Source organism: Oscillospiraceae bacterium NTUH-002-81, assembly GCA_032620915.1.
Taxonomy (GTDB): domain Bacteria; phylum Bacillota; class Clostridia; order Lachnospirales; family Lachnospiraceae; genus JAGTTR01.
In genome coordinates this window covers 1,018,103-1,039,937 of record CP136052.1, presented here as the reverse complement: position 1 = coordinate 1,039,937, position 21,835 = coordinate 1,018,103, and the positions used below count along the sequence as shown (strand labels likewise).

Sequence of the window (21,835 nt, the reverse complement as noted above, 5' to 3'; positions counted from 1 at the left end):
ATTATTTCTCCAGCGCCCGGTTCAGCTCCTCCGTCCCCGGAAGAACGAACTTTCCATTGCTGATGATCACGATCTTCGATCCGTCCGCACGAACGCCGTACAGCTCGCCCAGCTCCTCGTAGGGAATGGTGATGTCTGTGTGGCAGTTGAAATACGCCTTGCCCGGATCTTCTTTTTCTGCAGGCGGAAATCTCGTTCTCTCTGGCGACGATCTCCTTCCCGTCAGGATTATACACCTTCACATCCTCTTCCCAGCTGTAGCACGTATCGCCCACGGCGAAATGGGGGCCCGTCTTCTCCGCGATGAGAATGGGCATCTTGGCACCGATCTGATACGTTTTCATCATCCGGTACGCCGTGGTGTTGGTGCCGATGGCAAACTCGCCCAGCGGCAGGGTGTCGTGGTGGAAGAGCACGTTGTCCTGGATATATTTCCGGTTGTCCTCTTCTTTTTCAAAATTGCTGCACGTATAGTCGGTGACCCGGCCATCGGTAAAATGCAGCTCCAGACTTTCATAATTCAGTTCGTTTAAATATACCTGGCTCACATGAAGGATGCCTTCTGTGCCCGCCAGCACCGGTGATGTAAAAATCTCCCCCACCGGGATGTTCACATCTGCCACGCAGTTTTCAAAAATGGCCTCTCTGGACGGGTCGCGCAGCGGATAGAGGGACACCCGGATGTCTGTCCGGTTGCCGTTCGTTCCCAGCACCCGCATATAGACCGCCTCGTTGAGGGCATCGATCATCGTCTGCTGGATCCGCTCATACTGCCGGTAATCCAGGGTGTTGACCTTCACCGTCTCCCGGAAAATCTCCGCATAATCCGGGCCGATCTCCGGCACCGGGTAGGCGATGATCGTAAAGCTGCGCTCCTCTCCGGGAATGTATGTGTTGGTCAGCCTGCCCGCCTCACTGGCAAGCTGCACGGAAAGCTTCTGCTGCTTTTCGCTCAGGGCAAAGGCCTCCGGCCGGTTCTCCGGCACAAAAGGCTGCTCGCCGAACACCTCCATGACCGCCGGGCCCGCGTGCCCCTTGGCCAGCTCCTTATATTTCTCATAGCTCACCTTCAGGACGCCCAGCTTGCGCTCCACGAAGGGTTTATCCAGATAAATGGCACAGTCATCCTTGTGGTCGTACTCGTACTGCTTGTTGGCCGCGCCGCCGAAATAGCCGATCTTCATCTGCTGCTTTTTGTTGATGCTGTTCACCGCCGCCCGGTAAAGCACCGGCTCCAGCCCCATGGCCCGGAAATTGGCAATGGCCTGCTTCACGATCCGCTCAAAACCCAGGGTATACCGGATGTTCACCGTCTTCTTGATGGACAGATCCTTGCCTGCCCGGACAAAACCAATGCGGTACCCTTCCGTATAGGTGGAAGCCATGGCATCGATCTCTTCCTGTGGCAGCGTGTTCAGGAAGCGGGCCGTCTCCAGCTCATTTTCCGTGATATACTCGCCGAAACGGTACAGATACCGCAGGTCGGAAAGATCTGCCTCCTCGATGATATCCACCGCAAAGGACAGCGTCGGATCTACCTGCTCTCTCGTGCGCCACTCCACCGTCACGTCGCTGTAATCGCTGACAAACCAGTACAGCGTCTCCTTTAATTCTTTTCCGGTGGGCAGCACCGGCTGCTCAAAGCAGTTGTACACTTCGATAAACAGTTCGTCTAAAATGGTCAGATCCGTGAGCCGGTACTCGTAGGCGTAGACGATCTCGCCCCGCAGCTCCGTGTACAGAAAGCTCAGCAGAGGGCCATATTCCTCGCCAAGCGTCTGCACCGCATACACCGGGTTGGCATAGCTGTTCTCATAATTTTCCGGCAAAATATCCGCATACAGCGCCCGGTTATACGTCTGCAGTTCTTCCAGTGTCATGCCGTCAAAACGATGTTCGTCATTGTCCTGCAGCAGCTTTTGCATCTGTACGAGAAACGCCGCCGTCCGCTGAAAATATGTCCGGTACGGCTCCACAACATCACATTCCTGCTCCCCGGCGATCTGCCGGATCCGCTCTGCCGCCAGAACGTACCGCTCTCTTACCGCTTCATTTTCTTCCTGCAACAAATTCCGATAATCCAATTCCAGGTTTCCTTCCTCTATTTTTCCTATTTCTGTCAACACGCCCTGATCCCGGTCACACCGGTCCAGGACATTTGTTCCTGCGTTTCCAGTCCGTTTTTAGATCCCGATCAAATACATGCTGCCCCACAATAGCATGATGGCAAAGTTCAGCAGCACGCCGATCCGAGACAGCACATAATGCCGGTCTTCCTCCTGGAAGCTCATGATCCCGATGATAAAACCGGCCAGGGCAATAAGCAGCCCCATAAACCCGGCAGCCCCCAGAACGAGGGATCCTTCTCCCTTCACCCGGTAAGCACCGTAGATACAGGCCCCAAAAGCCACCGCCGACACCGCGCCCAGGATGATGGACAGAATGCCGCCTCTCGCATTGGTTTTATTGTCAAATCTGTAGTTGGCGTTGCCGACATAGATCTGCTTCTCTTTCGGATCTCGATTCAAAATAATCGGTCTGTCATCCATCGATTTTTCTCCTTATTCTGTTGCTGATAAAAAACAGCCCGTATCCCAGCATGCCGCCGCACGTATTTAAGATGATATCATCAATGTCGCAGCTTCCTACCCGGAGCATCAGCTGGGTCAGTTCAATGAACAGGCTGAACTCTGCCGTCAGCAGTGTGATCAGCCAGAACTTTCTCTTATTCTTGTATATCAACGGCAGGATGTAGCCAAATGGCACAAATCCAATAATATTGCCGATTAGATTCTCTATCACGACGGATGTCCCCAGGACATCCCTGTACACAATAAATCTCCTGATTTCCCGGAACGGCACCAGATTGAACAGGTACTGCCGGTCTGCCAGTGTCCGGTCGTATTTTTCAAAAAAGAACATCAGATAAACGACCGCCAGCATATACAGCAAAAACAGGATCTTCCCTATCTTTCGAATTTTGTTTGCTGTTCTGATCTCCAATATGATTCTTCCTTTTAAATCCAAGGAAGTCGGACCGACCCTTAAAAGGTCAGATCCGACTTGTTTTTCAGCAGACGCCCGCCCTGCACGAGCAGAAGCACACCTGCTGTGATTCCTGTAACAAGAACTACAATTCCAAGCACAAGATTGGCAGCCCCGGTCTGGGCCATGGTCTTATATGCTTTTTCACTCATGTAAGCACTCCCTCCTTATTGCAGACAGACGAGATTATTTTACACCATACTGTTCATAGTATGCATCAATGGCAGCTTTCAGCGTGTCGTCGATGAGCACTCTGCCCTGACACGGCCGGTTGTACAGATGCTCTACCACGTCAGCCATGGTCACGATGGCATTGGTGGGGAAGCCGTACAGGTCATGCACCTCTTCCAGCGCGCACTTCTGTCCGCCCTTGCCGACCTCCATCCGGTCCAGGGACACCATCAGGCCCACGATCTCCACGTTGGCTGCGCCTCTTACCTTGGGCACGGTCTCCTCCATGGATTTGCCGGAAGTGGTCACATCCTCGATCATCACCACGCGGTCGCCGTCCTTCAGAGCACTTCCCAGGAAATTGCCCTTGTCTGCGCCGTGATCCTTCTCTTCCTTCCGGTCGGAGCAGTAACGGATCTCCTTGCCGTACAGATCACTGAAAGCGATGGCTGTCACAACGCCCAGCGGAATGCCCTTGTATGCGGGTCCGAACAGCACGTCAAAATCATCACCATATTTATCGTGAATGGCCTTTGCGTAATACTGGCCCAGTCTCTTTAACTGGGAACCGGTCACATAGGCACCTGCGTTCATGAAAAACGGAGATTTTCTTCCGCTCTTTAACGTGAACTCACCGAATTTGAGCACGTCAGATTCCACCATGAACTCAATAAACTCCTGCTTATAACTTTCCATTGTTTCTCTTCCTCCTTTTATCAAAACGGATGTCTACTGCACTGCACCGATCAGCTCGTGGATATCCGCTACCCCCTGTGCTTTCATATAGGCCTCAATGCCTTCGATGATCTTCACCGTCGCCTGCGGATCTGCGAAATTGGCCGTTCCCACAGACACTGCTGTGGCACCTGCCAGAATGAATTCCAGCGCGTCCTCCGCCGTGGAAATGCCGCCCATACCGATGACAGGCACTTTGACTGCCTGGGCCACCTGGTACACCATGCGCAGTGCCACCGGCTTCACTGCCGGGCCGGACATACCGCCGGTCTTGTTGGCCAGCACGAATTTCCGCCGGTTCACATCGATCTTCATGCCGGTGATGGTGTTGATCAGGGAGATCACATCCGCGCCGCCGGCCTCTGCCGCCCGCGCCATCTCTGCGATATCCGTCACGTTAGGGCTCAGCTTCATGATGATGGGCTGTTTTGCCCGTTCCTTCACTGCTTTGGTGATGGCCTCCACCGCCTTCGGATCCTGGCCGAAGGCAATGCCGCCGTGCTTCACGTTAGGGCAGGAAATGTTAATCTCCAGCATATCCACCGGCTGCTCTGCCAGACGGTCCACCACCTCACAGTAGTCCTCCGTCGTGCGTCCGCACACATTGACAATGATCTTTGTGTCATATTTTTGTAAAAACGGGATATCCCGCTCACAGAATACATCGATACCCGGGTTCTGCAGACCGATGGCATTGAGCATGCCGCCATACACCTCTGCCACCCGCGGGGTCGGATTGCCCGGCCAGGGCACGTTTGCCACGCCCTTGGTCACCACAGCGCCCAGACGGCTTAAGTCAACAAACTCCGCATATTCCATACCGGAGCCGAAGGTGCCTGAACAGGTCATCACCGGATTCTTCAGTTCCACACCGGCCAGATTTACTTTCGTGTTCATCACAGCTCCACCTCCTCTGCCCGGAATACCGGGCCGTCCTTACAGATGCGCTTGTTGTGCACATGGGAGTGTCCGTCCACTTCTGTAGACTGACAGACACAGGCCAGACAGGCGCCGACACCGCAGGCCATCCGCTCTTCCATGGAAATCCAGCACTCGATGCCGTTCTCCTGGGCATACGCTTTCAGGGCACGCAGCATGGGGGTGGGGCCGCAGGCGCAGATCACGTCTGCCTGCAGCTGGTTGGCGCGGATCGCATCAATGACCGTTCCCTTCACACCGCTGCTGCCATCCTCTGTTGCCGTATATACCTTTGCATACTGGGCAAAATCGTCCAGCAGGAATGTCTCATCCTTATAACCGGCCACCACAGCCTTCTCCCCCGGCCACTGCTTTGCCAGCTCCAGCATGGGCGGAATACCGATGCCGCCGCCGATGAGCAGTGCGGACTTCTCCTGTAGGGAAAAGCCATTGCCCAGCGGGCCCATGATGTCTACGCTGTCTCCCGGCACCAGATGGGAGAACTCTTCCGTGCCTTCGCCCACCACCCGGTAAACAAGGCGGATCATGCCGGAATTCTTATTGATCTCACAGATGCTGATGGGTCTGGGCAGGATCCGGCTGGCGTTGTTGCTGTATACAGACACAAACTGTCCCGGCACAGCCGCTGCTGCGATCTGGGCAGTCTGCAGCCAGATGCTGTACACGCCTGCGGCGATACAGCTCTGGTACACTACGGTTACCCGTTCTTTATATTTCTCTGACATTGTCATGTCTCCTTCGTTGTCTATGGAAATTAATGGCCAAGCGCCTGATTAATATCTGCAATCATGTCCAGTACGGCCTGTCTCGATGCGTCACCGAAATTCTCCGGTCCGAACTTGGCGTACTGATCCTGCCGGTATGCCGCGATAATGCCGCGGGAAGAATTGACGATGGCACCCAGTCCATCCTCATTAAAGAAGTTTACAAGATCCTTGCCCTTGCCGCCCTGTGCACCGTAACCCGGCACAAGGATATAGGACTTCGGCATAATTTTCCGTAAGATCTTACCCATCTCGGGATAAGTAGCGCCGACTACGGCCCCCACATAGCTGTAGCCCTCCTGGCCCATGTGATCCTGACCCCATTTGTCTACCATCTCGCCGACCCACTCATACAGCGGCTTGCCGTCGATGAGCCGATCCTGAAATTCTCCGCTGGACGGATTTGAGGTCTTTACAAGAATAAAGATGCCCTTGTTCTCTTCCTTGCATACGTCCACAAAAGGCTTGATGCCATCGGTTCCCAGATACGGGTTCACCGTTGCAAAATCCTCATCAAAGCCCGCATATTTCTTGCTGCCCACTTCTACGCGGCCCAGATGTCCCACCGCATAGGCTGCGGATGTGGAACCGATATCTCCGCGCTTGGCATCGCCGATGACGATCAGATCCTTTGCCTTCGCATAGTCGATCGTCCGCTTGAACGCCTTGAGGCCCTCAATGCCGAACTGCTCATACATGGCGATCTGCGGCTTCACCGCCGGAATCAGATCGTAGGTCTTGTCAATGATTTCCCGGTTGAACTGCCAGATTGCCTCAGCTGCCCCCTCCAGCGTCTCGCCGAACTCCTCGTAAGCCTCCCGCTTGATATGGTGCGGAATGTAGCTCAGCATCGGATCCAGACCAACCACAATCGGTGCATTTGTCTGGCGAATCTTTCGTATCATCTTGTCAACCATTCGTATATCCTCCTCCTGGCCGGGGATCTCCCCGACGCTTCTCCTGTATCAGTGCTTCTTTTTCCAAAACATTTTTACTATCATAGCATTTTTTACATGGAATGTAAACATGCGGCAGCCTAAAGAAGATGGTAAATTTCCATGGGCACATACGCCTTCACATGAATGCCGTCTTCCTCATATGCTTCCGACAGAAGTTCCCCTTTTCCCCGGATCAGATTCACCAGCCCGGCGTTCGCGTAAGAAAGGATCCGCTCCACATATACTTTGTTTTCCCGCAGAAGCTCTCCCAGCAGTTCCTTCAGTTCGTCCATCCCCTGGCCCGTCCTGGCCGAAATGGGCAGTGTCCGGTCTGCCTTGAAATCCCGCAGAATGCCGTTCTCCGTCCGGGCATCCTGTTTGTTAAACAGGGTGATGATCTTCTTGTCCTTCACCCCCAGCTCCCGCAGCGTCTCGTACACCACATGCATGTGTACGTCCATCTGGGGATTGGAGGCATCCACCACGTGCAGAATGATGTCCGCATATTTGGCTTCCTCCAGCGTGCTCTTGAACGCTTCAATGAGGTGGTGGGGCAGTTTGCGGATAAATCCCACCGTATCGGTGAGCAGGATCTCCTGTCGCCCCGGCAGGGTCAGGCTTCTGGTGGTGGGATCCAGCGTGGCAAACAGCTTATCCTCCTCCAGCACCCCGGCGTCCGTCAGCGTATTAAGCAGGGTGGATTTGCCTGCGTTGGTATAGCCCACGATGGCCGCCACCGGCACGGACTGCTTCTCCCGCTTCGTCCGGGTCACCTCCCGGTGCCGCTTCACTTCCTTTAACTCCCGGTTCAGCTGGGCGATCCGGTCGCGGATGAGCCGCCGGTCCATCTCCAGCTTTTTCTCGCCCGGGCCTCTCGTGCCGATGCCGCCGCCCAGACGGGACAGGGAACGGCCCAGGCCGGTGAGCCTGGTGAGCCGGTATTTCAGCTGGGCCAGTTCCACCTGGATCTTGCCCTCGCTGGTGGTGGCCCGCCCGGCAAAAATATCCAGAATGACCAGCGTCCGGTCCATGACCTTCATCTGTAATTCGTCTTCCAGCTCCCGCAGCTGCACCGGGGAAAGCTCATCGTCGCACACCACGCCGGAGGCATCCGTCTCTGCTGCCAGCGCCCGCACCTCGTCGATCTTGCCCTTGCCGATGTAGGTGGTGGGGTGGACAGCTTCCCGGTTCTGGATCACCCGCCCTACCGTCAGCGCCCCGGCGGTCTTCACCAGCTCTTCCAGTTCATCCAGCGAGCCGTCGGTATCATCTGCCTCCCCCGTCCGCACGCCGATCAGGAGCACCCGCTCCTGGATTGTCTCTGTTTTAAAAAATTCCTGCATTATTTACTCCTGGATTTTAAAAATATATATTCCCTGGCCGCCTCACTGTCCTCCGGATAAGCGGCCAGATAGGCTTCCATCTTTGTCTTTGCCTCTGAAAAATTCAGCAGATACTCGTAGGCGGCGATCTCGTTGCGGTACAGCTCCTGCTTGCCGGAGGAAGCCTTCTGAAGCCCCTCCTGGATCGTAGCCAGACCACCCTCGTAATCCCCGGCCTTCATCTGGGAAACCGCGATCAGATTGTAAATGCTGCCGTCCGACCCGTCCTGATCCAGATACTGTCGGTACAGGTTCTGGGCATAGGACGGATCTCCCAGTGCCTCGTAGGTTTTCGCCAGGAACAGCGTCACCTCCGGGTTCTGGCTGCTGTCCGCCTGCTCCAGCTCGGTCTTCGCCTTATCGTACTGCTCCATATAATAGTAAACCTTGCCTTTTTCCAGCCGGTTCTTATTCTTGTCCTTGTCGATGTCCAGCGCTTTTTTCAGATATTCCTGTCCCACATCTGCACGGCCTGCCGCCGCCAGCACCTGATAGATCTCCATGTAACGCTCATAGTTCTTGCTGTCCATGGATACGGCCTTGTCAAAATCCGCCCGGGCCATGTCCAGATTGCCCATGCGGGCATAGACCGCGCCCCGGCCAGTGTACGTCTTCACCTCCGGCTTGTAAGCCTCCAGATTGTTGTACACGTCCAGTGCATCGTTGAGCCGATCCAGACGCACCAGTGCAGACGCTTTATAATAGGAAATATCGTACTCCATCTCCTGGGCGTCCGCTCCCGCGTTGGCCAGTGCCGCGTCAAAGGCTGTGATGGCATCCTCATACTCTCCCATGGCAAGTCTGGCGATCCCCAGTCCCCGGTATGCTGCTTCCAGGTCAGCCTTGCCTGCGATGGCCTGGTTGAAAGCTGTGGCGGCGGACTCATACTCGCCCTGGGTGAGCAGGGTATTCCCCTGGGTCAGGGCTGCCGCGGCGTCCTCCGCAGAGACCGTTGCTACTGATGCGGCAACAGTGTTGTCCGTTCCGGCCTGGCTTCCTGCCTCGGTATTCTGAGTATCTGTCCCCGTCTGGCTGTCGGCGGCAGTACTCTGGGTGTCGGCTCCACTGCTCTGTGTTTCCGTTCCGGTCTGGTTGTCGGCCCCGGTGCTTTGGGTATCCTGACCGGTCTGGCCGCTGATGTCGGCTCCGGTCTGGCCGCTGATGTCGGCTGCTGCCTCGTTTTTCGTCGCCGCGGCCTGCTCCTGACTTTCCGTATTCTTTTTTGCACATCCTCCCGGCACCAACGCTGCCGCCAGAAGGGCGATCAGAACTGCCTGTTTCCTCATTCCGGTCGTCTCTCCTATCTTCCTTTATATCATTCTTCTACTATTTCACTATTTATTTTTTTTACTTTCGCTGTTTTCTTCTGCTTCGATACTTCTGCTCTCGCGTATTCACAAAAGAGCACCCGGTTCCGCTGTCGGCCCGGATGCTCTTACAGTATATCATTAATTTTTCACGATTTCAAACTGATCCAGTACTTCCCATGTATCTGCATCGTACAAAGTCATCTTGAAGCTGCTGTCTGTGATATTCAGTGTAGACATCTGCGGATGATTGTTCTGAATGCACTTGGCTGCCACAGACAAAGGACTCACGTCATGATACTGACTGCCGCTGGCAGATCCGAATGTCAGATAAAGCGTGCCGTCCGGGTTCGTCACAGATGATGCGTCTGTCACCTGAGGCTGACCATTCTTGATGATATACGTTCTTGTATATGCATGGTCATGGCCATTGAGCACCACATCGATATCATTCTCATCAAACACTTTCAGCCAGTATTCCCGGTTCTCATTGGAATACTTCTGATATTTCTCCACACTGCTGTACGGAGAATAATGCATCATCACAACCTTCCATTTGCAGTCCGGATTGGCCTCGATCGCCTGCTTGATAAAGTAACCATGCTCAATGAGAATGTCATCGGTCTCGATCATATAATTCAGTTCCATGAACAGCGTATCCCCGTACCGGAACCAAAAGTTGCCGTTCTGCAGTTCATTCCGGGCGCCGAAATCACTCTGGTTCGGTCTGGAAAAATGCATCTGGTACAGATTGGCATAGTCATGGTTGCCCAGCACGACCGCCGTAGGATAGTCGGTAAACATAGGGGAAGTCAGCACATTGATGTAATGATCCTCAAAGGGCATCGTCGTCACATCGCCCATGTTCAGATGCAGATTGTATTCCGGAAACTTTTCCTTCGTCTCCCGGGAAATCCGCTTCCAGTTCTCGATACTGGCCGCATCATCATCACCGGTACCCAACTGAATATCTCCGGTCACAAGGATGTTCGTCTCTCCGCTCTTGGCCGTGCGGAAACTGTGCATGGCGGACCATCCTTCTTCATTTCCTACCATATACTGATAGGTCGTGTCCGGTTCCAGCCCGGTCACCGTCGCTGTGTTCACGTTATAGCCGTTGTAATTGGCAGAATATATCGTGGAATCTGCCAGAAGAGCCGTCACCGGGAAAGTGTTGCCGCTCATCTCGGAAGCCTTGGCTACCACTGCCTTGCCCGCGTTGCCGCTGAGACCATACCAGGTCAGCACCACCTGGGACTGATCACTGCCCACGCCCAGCACCACATAGCTTACATTGGTATCTGCCTCCGGCGCGGTATATCCGGACGCCTCCGGCACGCTGTCCGGGGTCTGTGTCTCCGGCTCTGCGGCCGGTTCTTCTGCATTTGCTGTATCCTGTGTATCTGCAGCGTCGCCTTCGCCCTCCGTCTGCTCCTGGTCAGGAACAAATATCTCGTCATCAGAACATTTCTTCTCGCATCCAACAGCTGTGAGGGAAAGCACCATGAGCAGGCACAGGAAAAATGACCATCGTTTGTGACTGTTCTTTTTCATAAATACATCCTCCTCTTTGAAATTCTCTCTCAATTTTACATAACCTTAACACTAGTACACCACAAGCTTTGGGGAAAGTCAAAGAATTTATTCTTAAATATTCTTAAGAATCCATTTCCTTTTTTGATTATTCGGGGTTATAATGTGTGCAAAAGAAAGGAAGGGATTATTTATGGAATTACTGGAAATCATGCAGAACCGGCGCAGTATCAGACAGTATACCGGCGCCCCGATCCCGGAAGACGCAATGACAAAGATCGTACAGGCGGGTCTTCTTTCCCCGTCCAGCTGCAACCGCCGTCCCTGGGAACTGATCGTTGCGAAAAATAAAGAGACACTGGAAAAGATGGCCGCAGCCCGCACCGGCGCAGCCAACATGCTCACCGGCGCAGCGGCAGCCATTGTCGTTCTGGGCGATGAGACCGTCACAGACGTATGGACAGAGGACTGCTCCATCGTCATGGCAAGCATGCATCTCATGGCCAGCAGCCTGGGCATCGGCAGCTGCTGGATCCAGGGCCGAAACCGGGAGGCCGCTGACGGCAGCAGCTCCGAGGAATACCTGCGGGAGCTGCTGCATTTTCCCCAGCGTCTCCGTCTGGAAGCCATCCTCTCTCTCGGCATGCCGGCAGCCACTCCGGCGCCCCACAGCCTGGAAGAACTGAAAACAGAAAAAGTGCATGAGGAGGCCATGGACGCCCATCTGCTGGTGAACGTCCGCTACACGCTGAAACCCGGCACCCGGGAGGAATTTCTGAAAAAGTTTGAGGAGATCGAAGCAGCGCCATGCTCCCGGAAAGAGCCCGGCAATCTGCGCTACGACTATTTCTGCCCCGAGGATGACGCCGACGCCATGTGCCTCATTGAGGAATGGACCGATACCGAAGCGCAGAAGATCCACGGCGCCACGCCCCACTACCAGAAGCTGGCCGCACTGAAGAAAGAATACGTTCTGCACATGGATCTGGTGAAGACGTATATTGACCCTATCCCACCAGCTGTAACATCTGAATGAGGAATATCCAGCTCAGCCCATAGTACGCGACAACTGCCACCAGGTCGTTCACCGTGGTGATCAGCGGGCCGGAAGCCACCGCCGGGTCAATGTTCACTTTCTTGAAAAACAGCGGGATACACGTACCCACGGCGCTGGAAATGACCATGGCCAGCAGCAGAGCCGCGCCGATGCAGCCGGACACCGCATAAGCGAACAGCAGCGATTTTCCTTTAAACAGATAAATATATAAGCCGATACATACAAAGGACAACAGTCCCAGCAGACCGCCATTGCAGAAACCGATCTTCATTTCCTTGACGACCAGCTCCGCCTTCTGCTTGCCGGTAAGGGACTCGTCCATCAGCACCCGGATGGTCACAGCCAGCGACTGGGTACCCACGTTTCCGGCCATATCCAGGATCAGCGACTGGAAGCACATGATAATGGGCAGCTCCGTCACCACATGCTCAAACATGCCCACCACAGAGGACACTACCATGCCCAGTCCCAGCAGCACGATCAGCCAGGGAAGACGTTTTTTCATGCTCTCCCGCAGGGGCTCTTTCAGATCCTCCTCCGCGGTAAGACCTGCCAGCATGGCGTAGTCCTCGCCCATAGCATCGTCCACCAGATCGATGATGCTGGCGGAGGTGATGACGCCCAGCAGCCGGTTGTCGTTGTCCAGCACGGGAATGGAGTCCTCGGAATAGTCCTTCAGATCTTCGATACAGTCATCGATCTCCTGCTCCGCATATACATAAGGATAGGAAGTCACGATCAGCTCCTCCAGGGAATGATCCTGCCGGGCAATGATCAGATCTTTCAGATCAATGGCACCGTAAAACTTCTGTCCCTCTGTCACCACAAACAGCGTGGAAATATTGTCATTCTTGGCCGCCTGTCCGATGAGGCTGCTCATAGCCTGCTTGACGGTGAGATTTTCCCGGATGATGATACAGTTGGTCGTCATACGGCTGCCGATCTCATCCTCATCAAAAGACGCGATCACCTCAATGTCATGCCGCACGTCATCGTCCATCAGCTCGATCAGCAGCTTGCGTCTGCCTTTGTCGATCTTCTGCAGCACATCCACCAGGAAATCCGTCTCCATCCGGGACAGGATCGCCGCCGCTTTCTTGATGTCCATCTCCTGCAGATACTCTGCCGCACCCGCTTCATCTGTGTATTCAAAAATATCAGACAGCATGTCCAGATCCATGATCCGGTACAGCTTGCACCGCTCCGGCACGGTCAGATCCGGCAGCACGTCCGCCAGGTCGTTTTCGTGGAAATCTTCCAGGCGGCTCGTCATGGCCGCCGGTGAAACGTTGCTTCTGATAATGTTGAGGATCTCCTGTTTGTGATCCTGTACACCCTTTTCCATTCCGTTTTCCCTCCATTCTATCCGTCTGCAAAATACGGTCCTTCCGGGATTCTCATAGAATCATAGAATAGGAAGAAATGCGCATCAGAAAAAAGCAGGGACAGATGTCCGGCTGTGATTCCCCTTTTGTGCGTTTGCTTCCCATTCTATGCCTCTACTTCGCCCGTGAGCATCACAACTGTCCATTCTGTCCACCTGCCTTTGAAAATTTATTTTAGAATTCCTGTGATTATTCTAAACACTTTTTTTCAAAAAATCAACTGGATTTGCGTTAAATCTAATTCCTTTTACAAAAGAAAAAACAGGCGATATCACCTGCTTTTTCTTAACGGAAAACGATGGTTTTCCGATGCCGTAAAATTTGTCCGATCAGATCATGGGGCTCTATCGGTTTGAGAATGTACCCGCACATTCCCGCATCCTTACACTGCTGCGCGGTGCCTTCGCTTCCCTGGGCAGTCATTGCCAGAATAGGCAATGTCTTCGCATCGGCGGACTCCAGTTCCCGGATCCGGCGGGACGCTTCCAGGCCGCCCATCACCGGCATCTGCAGATCCATGAGCACCACATCGTAGGTATCCGGCACAGACGCCGCCAACAGCGCCACAGCCTCCCGCCCGTTGGTCGCTTTCGCCACCTGGGCGCCGTGATCCGTCAGGTAAAACTGGGCGATCTCCATATTAATCTCGTTATCCTCCTCCAGAAGAACCCGGATACCAGACAGTTCCTTTCCGGCCGTTTCCCCACTTTCATCCGTCTGAGGTTCTGCCTCCTTGTCAATCAAAAACGGGATCTGGAAGGTAAAGGTCGTTTCCACGCCCAGCGCACTGTGTACCTGCATGGAGCCCTGCATCTGTTCCAGCAGCCCCTTCACAATGGACATGCCAAGGCCGCTGCCCTGATATGGCACTTTGCCGCCATCGGTTTTCTCCTGGGTAAAGGGCTGGAACAGCTGCTCTTTCACAAAGCTTTCGCTCATGCCGATGCCCGTATCTGTAATCTGGAATTCATAAAATACCGTCGTGCCGTCCGAGAAAATCTCCCGGGCACTGGTGTCCACGCAGCCGCCCGGCCGGTTATATTTCACCGCATTACTGAACAGATTGACCATGATCTGCCGCAGCAGCACCGGACTGCCCAGCAAAGCCGTGTGGTGCATGTCCTCCCGATGCCGCCGGTGAGTCAGCCCCGTCTGGGTCAGCTGGGCGCTCATCAGCGCCGCCACCTCATCCATCAGCTGCGGCAGGGAAAAGGCTTCCTGCCCGGCCTGCCCCTGTCCTGCTTCGATCTTGCTCATATCCAGCACATCATTGACCAGATCCAGCAGATGGCTGGCAGATACCCGCATCTTGTCCAGGCATTCGTCCACCTTCTGCCCGTCCTCCCGGTTTTTGCGGATGATCTCCAGCATGCCCAGAATGCCGTTGATGGGCGTGCGCACATCGTGGCTGAGCCGGTGCAGGAACTCCGTCTTTGCCCTGCTGGCCGAATCCACCGACGCATAAGCTTCCTGCAGCCGCTCCTTTTCCCGTTCTTCCTTTTCATGAAAGGCCGAAGTATTTTTGAACAGAATGATCGCCCGGATGACCTCGCTCTCCTGTTTCGTTTCCTGATGATAAAAAACATTGCGGGACATGAGTACCGTCTTCTGCAGCCAGAGCAGTTCGCCGCTGTCCGCTTTTTCCTGATACTCCACCGTCACCTGCTTGTCCCCGCCGGCAAACCGTTCCAGCAGCTTGTAAGCCGAATCCGTGATCCGGTAATTTTCCAGCGTCTCCTCCGTCACAAACGCGCTGCGCTCCCGGCAATAGGCATCATAGGAACAGGGCGTCGCCACCTGCAGATCAAAAGACCTGACCGCCACATGATAAAATACATTTTCCAGACGGTCATTGGTCAGATCCACCGAATACACCGCCTCCGCCGAATCCATCAGCGCATCTACGTAGTTGCTGTTTTCCAGCACCGACTGCTTCAGCTGGTCATAATAGCGGATCAGCTGCTGTTTTTCATCCACGCGGCCGCCTGCGTTTTCGTGATACTCTTCCATGCCGAGGACAAAATGATGAAGCCGCCCGTCTGCAGTGGCATCGTGGAACAGCACCGTCAGCCGCCCCTGATGGGTGCACGCCCCATCCTCATACACAAACGGAATGTCCAGCCTGCGCGCATCTTTCCACAGATGTTCCTTCAGAAAAGACAGCTGCAGCTTTTTCCACAGGCTCTGCCAGTTGTCCATGGTGGCAAGCTCCTGGGCGATCTGCTCCACCGCGCCGGAATAGCTGCCGTCCTCCGCCAGAAAGAAATCCGAGCTTGCCCGCAGTACCCGGTACTGATCCAGCAGGGCGTCGCAGTAAATACAGTCCGAAAAATGAAAGCTCTGCCTGCGCAGCTCTTCCAGCAGACGGGAATCAAAATGCTGCTGTCTGGCAGCCTCCTCCATCTTCGCCCGGTTCTTGTCCACGTACATATTTTTGTCGGCAAACCGGAACAGCTCCCGCATATCGCTGCCCTCATGGTCGCCGGACAGGGCATACCCGCTGGCATAGCTGATGGGCAGATCCGGGTGCTCCGCGGAATACAGATCCGCCTGATGCCGCAGCTCCCGCAGGCATTCCCGCACGCCCACATGGTTCATGCCCCGCAGCACCGCCAGAAACTCATCGCCGCCATTGCGGCCCACAAAGCAGGACTCCGGCACCACTTTTCGCAGCAGCTGCGCAAAGGCACGGATGTACTCGTCTCCCTTTTCATGGCCGCAGTTGTTGTTGATCGTCCGCAGATTGTTCAGGTCAAAAGAGCACACCGCCAGACCCGGTCCGTCCGTGCCGGGCACCGGCTGCTCCAGAACTTCTTCACATTTATTTTTATTCGGCAGTCCGGTGGCTTCGTCCAGATAAACCTTGCTCTGCAAAATCCGGTTCTGGGCCGCATACCGCAGCGCCTTCACTAGCTCAAAAGCCAGCAGAAGCACCAGGCCGATGATATCCGCCACCACGATTTTCTCCAGCGTGCTCAGGGCAGACGCTTTTCGCTGAGAGTACGCCTCCGCAAGGCCTGTGGCCTCATCGCAGACGCCGAAGAAATGCTCACTTTTCTCAATGATCTGCGTGCTCTCGTAGCCCTTTTCCCGCACCAGCAGGATCTCCGCCTTCAGCTCCTGGAAATAGGCATCCAGCTCCTCCATTTTTTCCTGAAAAGCGCGATCATCCAGCCGCACCAGATTCAGATCTTCGCTGCCATAGCGCAGTCCCTGAATATAAGAAGTGACACTTTCGATCAGGCCGTCCTGAGGCTGTCCGGCATCCTCCAGCTTGATGATCCGCTGGGTGCAGCCCCGCACCAGACCGGCGTAGTTTACTACCCGGGCAGTACCCTGAATGCTGCTCACCATGGACATAATGCCAAAAAATAAAACAATGAGTACCGCCGTCAGCACGGACATGCTGCCACGCATGATATATGCCATTCTCTTGTCTGTTTTCTTCGTATTTTTCACCAGTCTCATCGCCTTTTCGACCAAATTTCCTTTAGCCCTATTGTAACCAGTTTTCTCCCGCTGCGCAAGCTCAGGAAAGAATTACTTCCCGCAAAATTCTTCCCACCGCGCCGGAAAATTCACCGATGTTCCGGATCTTCACCAGCTCCCGTCCGAAAATCTCACCGGCCACCTGGCCGCCCCGGGGACTTCCCATGAAAATACCGATCACCTGGATGCCTTTCTGCTTCAGCGCCCGCACTTCCCTTGCCGTGTCCTGCACCGCCAGCAGATCCGTGTATTCTTTATTTTTATAGAAAGCACCCTCCCCGGCATCCTGGTCATCCTGAGGGCTGGCATCCGTCAGCACCAGCAGGATTTTCCTGGCTTTGCTTCCCGTCTCCATCAGATGGCCTGCCGCCCGCAGCGCCAGCCCGTCCCGGTTGTTTCCGGCCGCCACATAGTGAAACAGCGCATCGCTCCTGACCGTCTCGTCGTAACTCTGGAACAGCCGCATCACGGTGAAGCCGCGGATGCTGCAGTAGGAATAAATCTGGACCGGGATCCCGCACTGTCCCAGGCTCTCCGCCAGGACATACGCCTGGGCTGCGATCTGCTCCTGCATCTGTTTCCGCGAGGAGGAAGCATCCATGAGAATATCCACCGAAAATCCCGGGATCTCCACCTCTTCCCTGTGTGCAAATACCCGGGGATTGTCCAGATACACCGCCTTCCAGACGCTGGGGGCGTGGATTCTCCCGTGCGTGGCCATGGTCGGAAATGTCTCGTCCTGCGTCTCCAGGCAGACTTTCAGGCTCTCCGTCAGCTTGCGGATGCTGTTCTGGTAAATGGCGCGGTTCTGCTCGAAATGCGCTTTATTTTTCCGGTACTGTTCGGCGCATTCCGTCTGAAATTCCCGGATCTCGCGGGCTTCCCTTTTTTCATGAAAGCCGTGCGCAGCAATGGTGGACTCCTGCTCGGGCATTGTTTCGGGCTTTGCGCCCTGTGATTCCTGTATATCTTCCGTTATACTTGCCTTAGACATGTTCCAAGGCATCGGTGTGTGTGCCGATTCATCCTCGAGGCCCTCATTTCGCATTGCTGATGGATGTTCTGCCCCCATAGCCGCTGCTGTTCTTGATGATACCGGTGTAATTGTATTTTGCACGGATGTCGTGTGTTTTGGTATGATGGTACGTCCCCGCGTAAACAATAGATGACTGTTCTTATGATTGCCCGTGCACAGCTGGCGCTCCACTTCCTCCTGCTGCTGTTCCGTGTACATGCTCTTTCCAAAACAGGCTTCCACATACCGCTTTGTCTCCTCCGGATCCCGGTGCACAGAAAACTGCAGCAGATAGTGTCTGGCCTGTTCCATCGTCCCCGCTTTTCCGTCTGTAGATGCATTCTCATCTTCATACTGCTTCGCCCGGACATAGGTGTTGCTCACCTTGCCCACCGAATGAAAAGCGCCTGCCACCTTTTGCAGAAAATAAATGCCGTCCTGCGTTTTGCCCGCTGTCGGCCGATAGGAAAAATATTGCCACAGATTGTCACGGGTGCGCTCCAGAAGCTGTTCCGTCGTCATGTCCCCCGTATAGGAAAATGCGTGTAAAATCCGCTCTTCCTCCTCCGGCAGGCCCGAGGGCTCCCCCAGGATCTCCCGGCAGTGCCCGTTTCGCAGCTGCTCGATCCTGGCATACTCCCTGTAACGCTGGTATCGCTGCAGGCTCTCCCGGGCATACTCCTGCCGGAGCGCCGTCAGCGCCGGGCGCACCTTCTGCTCCTTTTCATACAATGCATTTTCCAGGCCGATCCAGAGCAGTCCCTCATACAGCTCCTCGTCTTTTCCGCCTAGCTGTTCAAAAAACGCATCCAGCTTCTCCTGCTCGCACCATTTGTGCGCCAGCCCGATGATCAGATTCAGATACAGATCCGCCATTCCGTCCGGCGAAAATGCAAGAAAAAGCGGTTCAAATCCATAATCCTCCGCTGCTGCCCATATGAAATTGTGTGCACGTTTCGCTTCCCTTAACGCCTGCTCTTCCATTCTGTAAATCTTTCTCCCCAACGCCCTGAAAATTACGATCCCTGCACTCTGCAGGTCGCTTTTCCGGGTGTCATGCAACTACCGCTTACTCTGCTATTTTTTCATTGCATTTCCTGTATCTGACTTTATTCTTTTTCGAAAAAATCCTGCCTCTGTGTTTTCCGCGGGATCCTCGCCCGGATCGTATCCCGGATCAGCGTCTGCTCATAGGGATCAAACGACTTATTCGTAATGCCCATATCCAGCGCCGTGTGGACATCCAGTCCCTTCTCCATCAGGCCCACCGATCCCAGAAGCCCCCGCAGATCCAGCGCCTTCGAAGAAATCTCCGCATGTTCGCATTTCTTCTGCAGATCCAAGAACACCGCCGCCAGCTCCCCGGCTGCCTCCTCCCGGATCTTCGGCGCATGTTTGCGGATCAGCCGGATCAGGCTCTCCTGAGAGATCATCGGCATCTGGATCACCGCAAACCGCGATACCAGCGCCTCATTCAGCTCCTTCGTCCCGGAATATCCGTAATTCATCGTGGCGATAAACCGGGTCGCCGGATGCAGCTCGATCCGCTCATAGCCCGGCACGTCGATCACCCGCCGGAAATCCAGCGTCGCGTGTAGCACCGCCACCGCCTCGCTCTTCGCCATGTTGACCTCATCCAGCACCGTAAATCCCCCGGACTTCGCCGCCGCATACACCGGCCCCGGCCGAAACGTCACCTCGCCGCCCCGGAACGTATCCATGCCGATCAGCGACGCCGCATCCATATTCACATGAAAAGACACATCCCAGCGCGGCCTTCCAAAAACCCCTGCCAGATTCTCCGCAAACAGGTTCTTGCCCGTCGCCTTGTGTCCCACCAGCAGCAGATTCTCCCCGCACAGAAGTGCCGTGATCGCCTGCTCCCACACATCCTTTCCGTAATAAAACTGCTCCGGCTCAGGAATCCTCGTCCAGTCATCCTTCGCCACCGGATACGCCTCCCGGAAAGCCTTTATCTCCTCAATCAGATCCTCCCGGATCCCCAGTTCCCGTAATTGTTCCAACAATGCTCGCCGCTTCCTTTCTCCTGTCCAGTATACCAAAAAGCAAAAAAATATGCGACTTTTTTGCAATAAAAATGACGCAAAATCAGGGGATGCTATTTTCCACGCACAGTGCGCCCCACCCTACCCGGGAATTGGGATACTCCGCTTCCCCTCGCAGCTTCCTGGCACCGAAGATGAGCTGTGCCTTGACTTTTTCCCCGTACATATAAGGATCATTGCCGTCCACGATGCCCCACTGCATGAGAAGGGCTGCCGCCCCGGCCACAAAAGGTGACGCAAAGGAAGTGCCGGTGACGCTGCGATAACCGCCGCCAACGGCTGTGGTGGTGGCATCTACACCGGGAGCAGCAAGATCCGGCTTGATGCCCTGTAATTCCCGGGTGTAACCGCGGCCGGAGAATTCCGCATAGGCGTCTGTAGCAGCGTTGTAGGCGCTGACAGAGATGACGCGTTCCGCAGTGGAAGGAATGGTAAGCGTGGTCTCCGGCATCGGAAAGAGAAAGCCCGTGTCCGCCCCCAGAGCAGCGGCAGACGGCATCCACAGGTCATAATTGCCCTGGACGATCCGCTTCGGCAGGAGCTGAATCCGCCAGATGCCCGCATCCAGGTAATCCGCGACGGGTAAAAAGTCTATATAAATTTCCTGGGCTTTGCTGGACGGACTAGGCTCCCCGTAATAGATGAGCAACTCGGTCTGGCCCAGCCGAAACCGCTGTGTTCCCAGCCCCCGGCGCAGTTCCCCGGTGGACTGGCCGGAGGGATGGATGATGGCAACGTCATACACATCTGCATAGTTTTTCCAGAGCTGCATGTTTAAGGCAGGCTCATAGGCGCCAATGGTGAACGGGATTTCCGTCACTTCTCCCTCCCGCACATCTCCCGCCGTATGGCCTGCCTTGTCCGCTTCGTTCCCGGTTCCCACGCTGATGACGCTTTTCCACAGATTGGACACGTCGTCCAGATACCTTGCCAGCAGAGTAGAGCCATCATGGGCACCGTAGGTATTGCCAAAGCTCAGATTCAGCGCCAGCGGCAGCCGCAATTCCAGCGCCCGACGCACCGCATAGTCGATGCCCTGCATGAGTTCCGTGGTTCTGGGAAACCCCGCCGCTCCCTGCCTGGGTGTCCCCAGCCGCACCACCAGAATATCGCTGTCCGATGCTACGCCCCGATATCGCCCGGCAGATGCCCGCCCATTTCCCGCTGCAATGCCCAGCACGCCTGTGCCATGTCCGCTCAGATCCCGGCTGGGGACGAAACGCTGTTGTTCTTCCAGACTGTCCGCTGCCAGCGCCGCATTGATCCGTTCCCGGGAGTATTCGGTTCCCACTCTGTAGCCATTGGGCGGCAGATTGCGAAAAACCATTCCATCTGCTTCCACCAGCATCCCATCAGCCGGGATCGTCTGATCCCAGATGGAAACTATTCTTGTGGTGCCATCCTCGTTTCGAAAATCCGGGTGCGTGTAATCCACGCCGGAGTCCACCACCGCCACCAGCACGCCCCGGCCCGTCAGGTTCAGCCCCAGGTTGCGCACCTGATCCACACAGGAAGCAGCCCGTCCTCTGTTCAGCGCAAAGAAAAGCCGTTTTGGTTTTTCCACGAACTCGATCTGCGGGAACTGCGCCAGCCGCTCCAGCTGCTGCTCCGTCAGCGTAATGATGGCATATTCATTCAGCAGCCGAACCACCTGCACCGTCTCCGCCTCCACCGGTGTCAGCTCCCCGGAATATTTCACGATCACATCCCAGGTGTCCGTCTCCTCGTCAAATCCCACATTCAGGTTCAGGGATTTTTCCCGCTCTGCCGGTGCTGCATCCAATGCCAGATTCAGCAGGTTTTCCAGTTTCTGATCCTGCAACTACTCACCCTCCACTACTTGACACATATACCTTGTTTGTACACATTTCCATAGATTCAAACACACCTCTTGCTTCCAACATATGCAGGAAATATGTATTTCGAACTACTTATATGAGTACCTTTTTTAGCATATACAACACATGACAACTTTGTTCACACATCTAAGTATCACACCTCATTTGATT

At 54.9% G+C, this 21,835-nt stretch carries 16 protein-coding genes and 1 pseudogene; 1 reads left to right on the top strand and 16 read right to left on the bottom strand.

Features of this window, described 5'->3' with window-relative positions; translation table 11 throughout:
• Position 1: 1 nt before the first annotated feature.
• The 11 genes and pseudogenes from RJD28_05005 to RJD28_04955 form a co-directional block, all read right to left on the bottom strand.
• A pseudogene (locus RJD28_05005) lies at positions 2-2,084 on the bottom strand (aminopeptidase).
• A 99-nt stretch (positions 2,085-2,183) separates the two neighbouring features.
• Positions 2,184-2,549 (bottom strand): DUF6142 family protein, encoded by a 366-nt coding sequence (locus RJD28_05000; GenBank protein WNV58874.1) that lies wholly within the window; start codon positions 2,547-2,549, stop codon positions 2,184-2,186.
• Complete coding sequence (locus RJD28_04995) at positions 2,542-3,003, bottom strand: VanZ family protein (protein ID WNV58873.1); 462 nt, start codon at positions 3,001-3,003, stop codon at positions 2,542-2,544. Before RJD28_04995 ends, RJD28_05000 begins: the two co-directional genes overlap by 8 nt.
• Before the next feature lie 41 nt (positions 3,004-3,044).
• A complete protein-coding gene (locus tag RJD28_04990; protein ID WNV58872.1) occupies positions 3,045-3,197 on the bottom strand; it encodes a hypothetical protein in 153 nt (50 codons plus the stop codon).
• Between the two features lie 34 nt (positions 3,198-3,231).
• Positions 3,232-3,912 (bottom strand): orotate phosphoribosyltransferase, encoded by a 681-nt coding sequence (gene pyrE / locus RJD28_04985; GenBank protein WNV58871.1) that lies wholly within the window; start codon positions 3,910-3,912, stop codon positions 3,232-3,234.
• A 33-nt stretch (positions 3,913-3,945) separates the two neighbouring features.
• Complete coding sequence (locus RJD28_04980) at positions 3,946-4,848, bottom strand: dihydroorotate dehydrogenase (GenBank protein ID WNV58870.1); 903 nt, start codon at positions 4,846-4,848, stop codon at positions 3,946-3,948.
• The gene (locus RJD28_04975) at positions 4,848-5,615 is read right to left on the bottom strand and encodes a dihydroorotate dehydrogenase electron transfer subunit (protein WNV58869.1); all 768 of its coding nucleotides are present in this window, start codon (positions 5,613-5,615) and stop codon (positions 4,848-4,850) included. The genes RJD28_04980 and RJD28_04975 overlap by 1 nt, the downstream gene beginning before the upstream one ends.
• Before the next feature lie 29 nt (positions 5,616-5,644).
• Positions 5,645-6,571, bottom strand: coding sequence for an orotidine-5'-phosphate decarboxylase (gene pyrF, locus RJD28_04970; GenBank protein ID WNV58868.1), 927 nt, complete (start codon positions 6,569-6,571; stop codon positions 5,645-5,647).
• 119 nt (positions 6,572-6,690) lie between these two features.
• The gene (gene hflX / locus RJD28_04965) at positions 6,691-7,935 is read right to left on the bottom strand and encodes a GTPase HflX (protein WNV58867.1); all 1,245 of its coding nucleotides are present in this window, start codon (positions 7,933-7,935) and stop codon (positions 6,691-6,693) included.
• A complete protein-coding gene (locus RJD28_04960) occupies positions 7,935-9,260 on the bottom strand; it encodes a tetratricopeptide repeat protein (GenBank protein ID WNV58866.1) in 1,326 nt (441 codons plus the stop codon). The genes hflX and RJD28_04960 overlap by 1 nt, the downstream gene beginning before the upstream one ends.
• 162 nt (positions 9,261-9,422) lie before the next feature.
• Complete coding sequence (locus tag RJD28_04955) at positions 9,423-10,835, bottom strand: metallophosphoesterase family protein (GenBank protein ID WNV58865.1); 1,413 nt, start codon at positions 10,833-10,835, stop codon at positions 9,423-9,425.
• Between the two features lie 172 nt (positions 10,836-11,007).
• On the opposite strand from RJD28_04955, the gene RJD28_04950 reads away from it, so the two are divergent.
• Positions 11,008-11,850: a nitroreductase family protein gene (locus RJD28_04950; protein WNV58864.1), complete on the top strand. Its 843-nt coding sequence runs from the start codon at positions 11,008-11,010 to the stop codon at positions 11,848-11,850.
• Here RJD28_04950 and mgtE read toward each other — a convergent pair.
• The 5 genes from mgtE to RJD28_04925 form a co-directional block, all read right to left on the bottom strand.
• Positions 11,822-13,216, bottom strand: a complete 1,395-nt coding sequence (gene mgtE, locus RJD28_04945; protein ID WNV58863.1) for a magnesium transporter — start codon at positions 13,214-13,216, stop codon at positions 11,822-11,824. The genes RJD28_04950 and mgtE overlap by 29 nt on opposite strands.
• A 325-nt stretch (positions 13,217-13,541) precedes the next feature.
• Positions 13,542-16,715 (bottom strand): response regulator, encoded by a 3,174-nt coding sequence (locus tag RJD28_04940; protein ID WNV58862.1) that lies wholly within the window; start codon positions 16,713-16,715, stop codon positions 13,542-13,544.
• Positions 16,716-16,785: 70 nt separating this feature from the next.
• The gene (locus RJD28_04935; GenBank protein WNV58861.1) at positions 16,786-18,744 is read right to left on the bottom strand and encodes a hypothetical protein; all 1,959 of its coding nucleotides are present in this window, start codon (positions 18,742-18,744) and stop codon (positions 16,786-16,788) included.
• A gap of 125 nt (positions 18,745-18,869) precedes the next feature.
• The gene (locus tag RJD28_04930) at positions 18,870-19,787 is read right to left on the bottom strand and encodes a MoxR family ATPase (GenBank protein WNV58860.1); all 918 of its coding nucleotides are present in this window, start codon (positions 19,785-19,787) and stop codon (positions 18,870-18,872) included.
• A gap of 82 nt (positions 19,788-19,869) precedes the next feature.
• A complete protein-coding gene (locus RJD28_04925; protein WNV58859.1) occupies positions 19,870-21,648 on the bottom strand; it encodes a S8 family peptidase in 1,779 nt (592 codons plus the stop codon).
• Positions 21,649-21,835 lie beyond the last annotated feature (187 nt).

Bases quoted from the DNA above. Each gene is read 5' to 3' on its own strand.
- RJD28_04955 (WNV58865.1), bottom strand. From the start codon at position 10,835: ATGAAAAAGAACAGTCACAAACGATGGTCATTTTTCCTGTGCCTGCTC.
- hflX (WNV58867.1), bottom strand. From the start codon at position 7,935: ATGCAGGAATTTTTTAAAACAGAGACAATCCAGGAGCGGGTGCTCCTG.
- RJD28_05000 (WNV58874.1), bottom strand. From the start codon at position 2,549: ATGGATGACAGACCGATTATTTTGAATCGAGATCCGAAAGAGAAGCAG.
- RJD28_04960 (WNV58866.1), bottom strand. From the start codon at position 9,260: ATGAGGAAACAGGCAGTTCTGATCGCCCTTCTGGCGGCAGCGTTGGTG.
- mgtE (WNV58863.1), bottom strand. From the start codon at position 13,216: ATGGAAAAGGGTGTACAGGATCACAAACAGGAGATCCTCAACATTATC.
- pyrF (WNV58868.1), bottom strand. From the start codon at position 6,571: ATGGTTGACAAGATGATACGAAAGATTCGCCAGACAAATGCACCGATT.
- RJD28_04975 (WNV58869.1), bottom strand. From the start codon at position 5,615: ATGTCAGAGAAATATAAAGAACGGGTAACCGTAGTGTACCAGAGCTGT.
- RJD28_04935 (WNV58861.1), bottom strand. From the start codon at position 18,744: ATGGAAGAGCAGGCGTTAAGGGAAGCGAAACGTGCACACAATTTCATA.
- pyrE (WNV58871.1), bottom strand. From the start codon at position 3,912: ATGGAAAGTTATAAGCAGGAGTTTATTGAGTTCATGGTGGAATCTGAC.
- RJD28_04950 (WNV58864.1), top strand. From the start codon at position 11,008: ATGGAATTACTGGAAATCATGCAGAACCGGCGCAGTATCAGACAGTAT.
- RJD28_04990 (WNV58872.1), bottom strand. From the start codon at position 3,197: ATGAGTGAAAAAGCATATAAGACCATGGCCCAGACCGGGGCTGCCAAT.
- RJD28_04980 (WNV58870.1), bottom strand. From the start codon at position 4,848: ATGAACACGAAAGTAAATCTGGCCGGTGTGGAACTGAAGAATCCGGTG.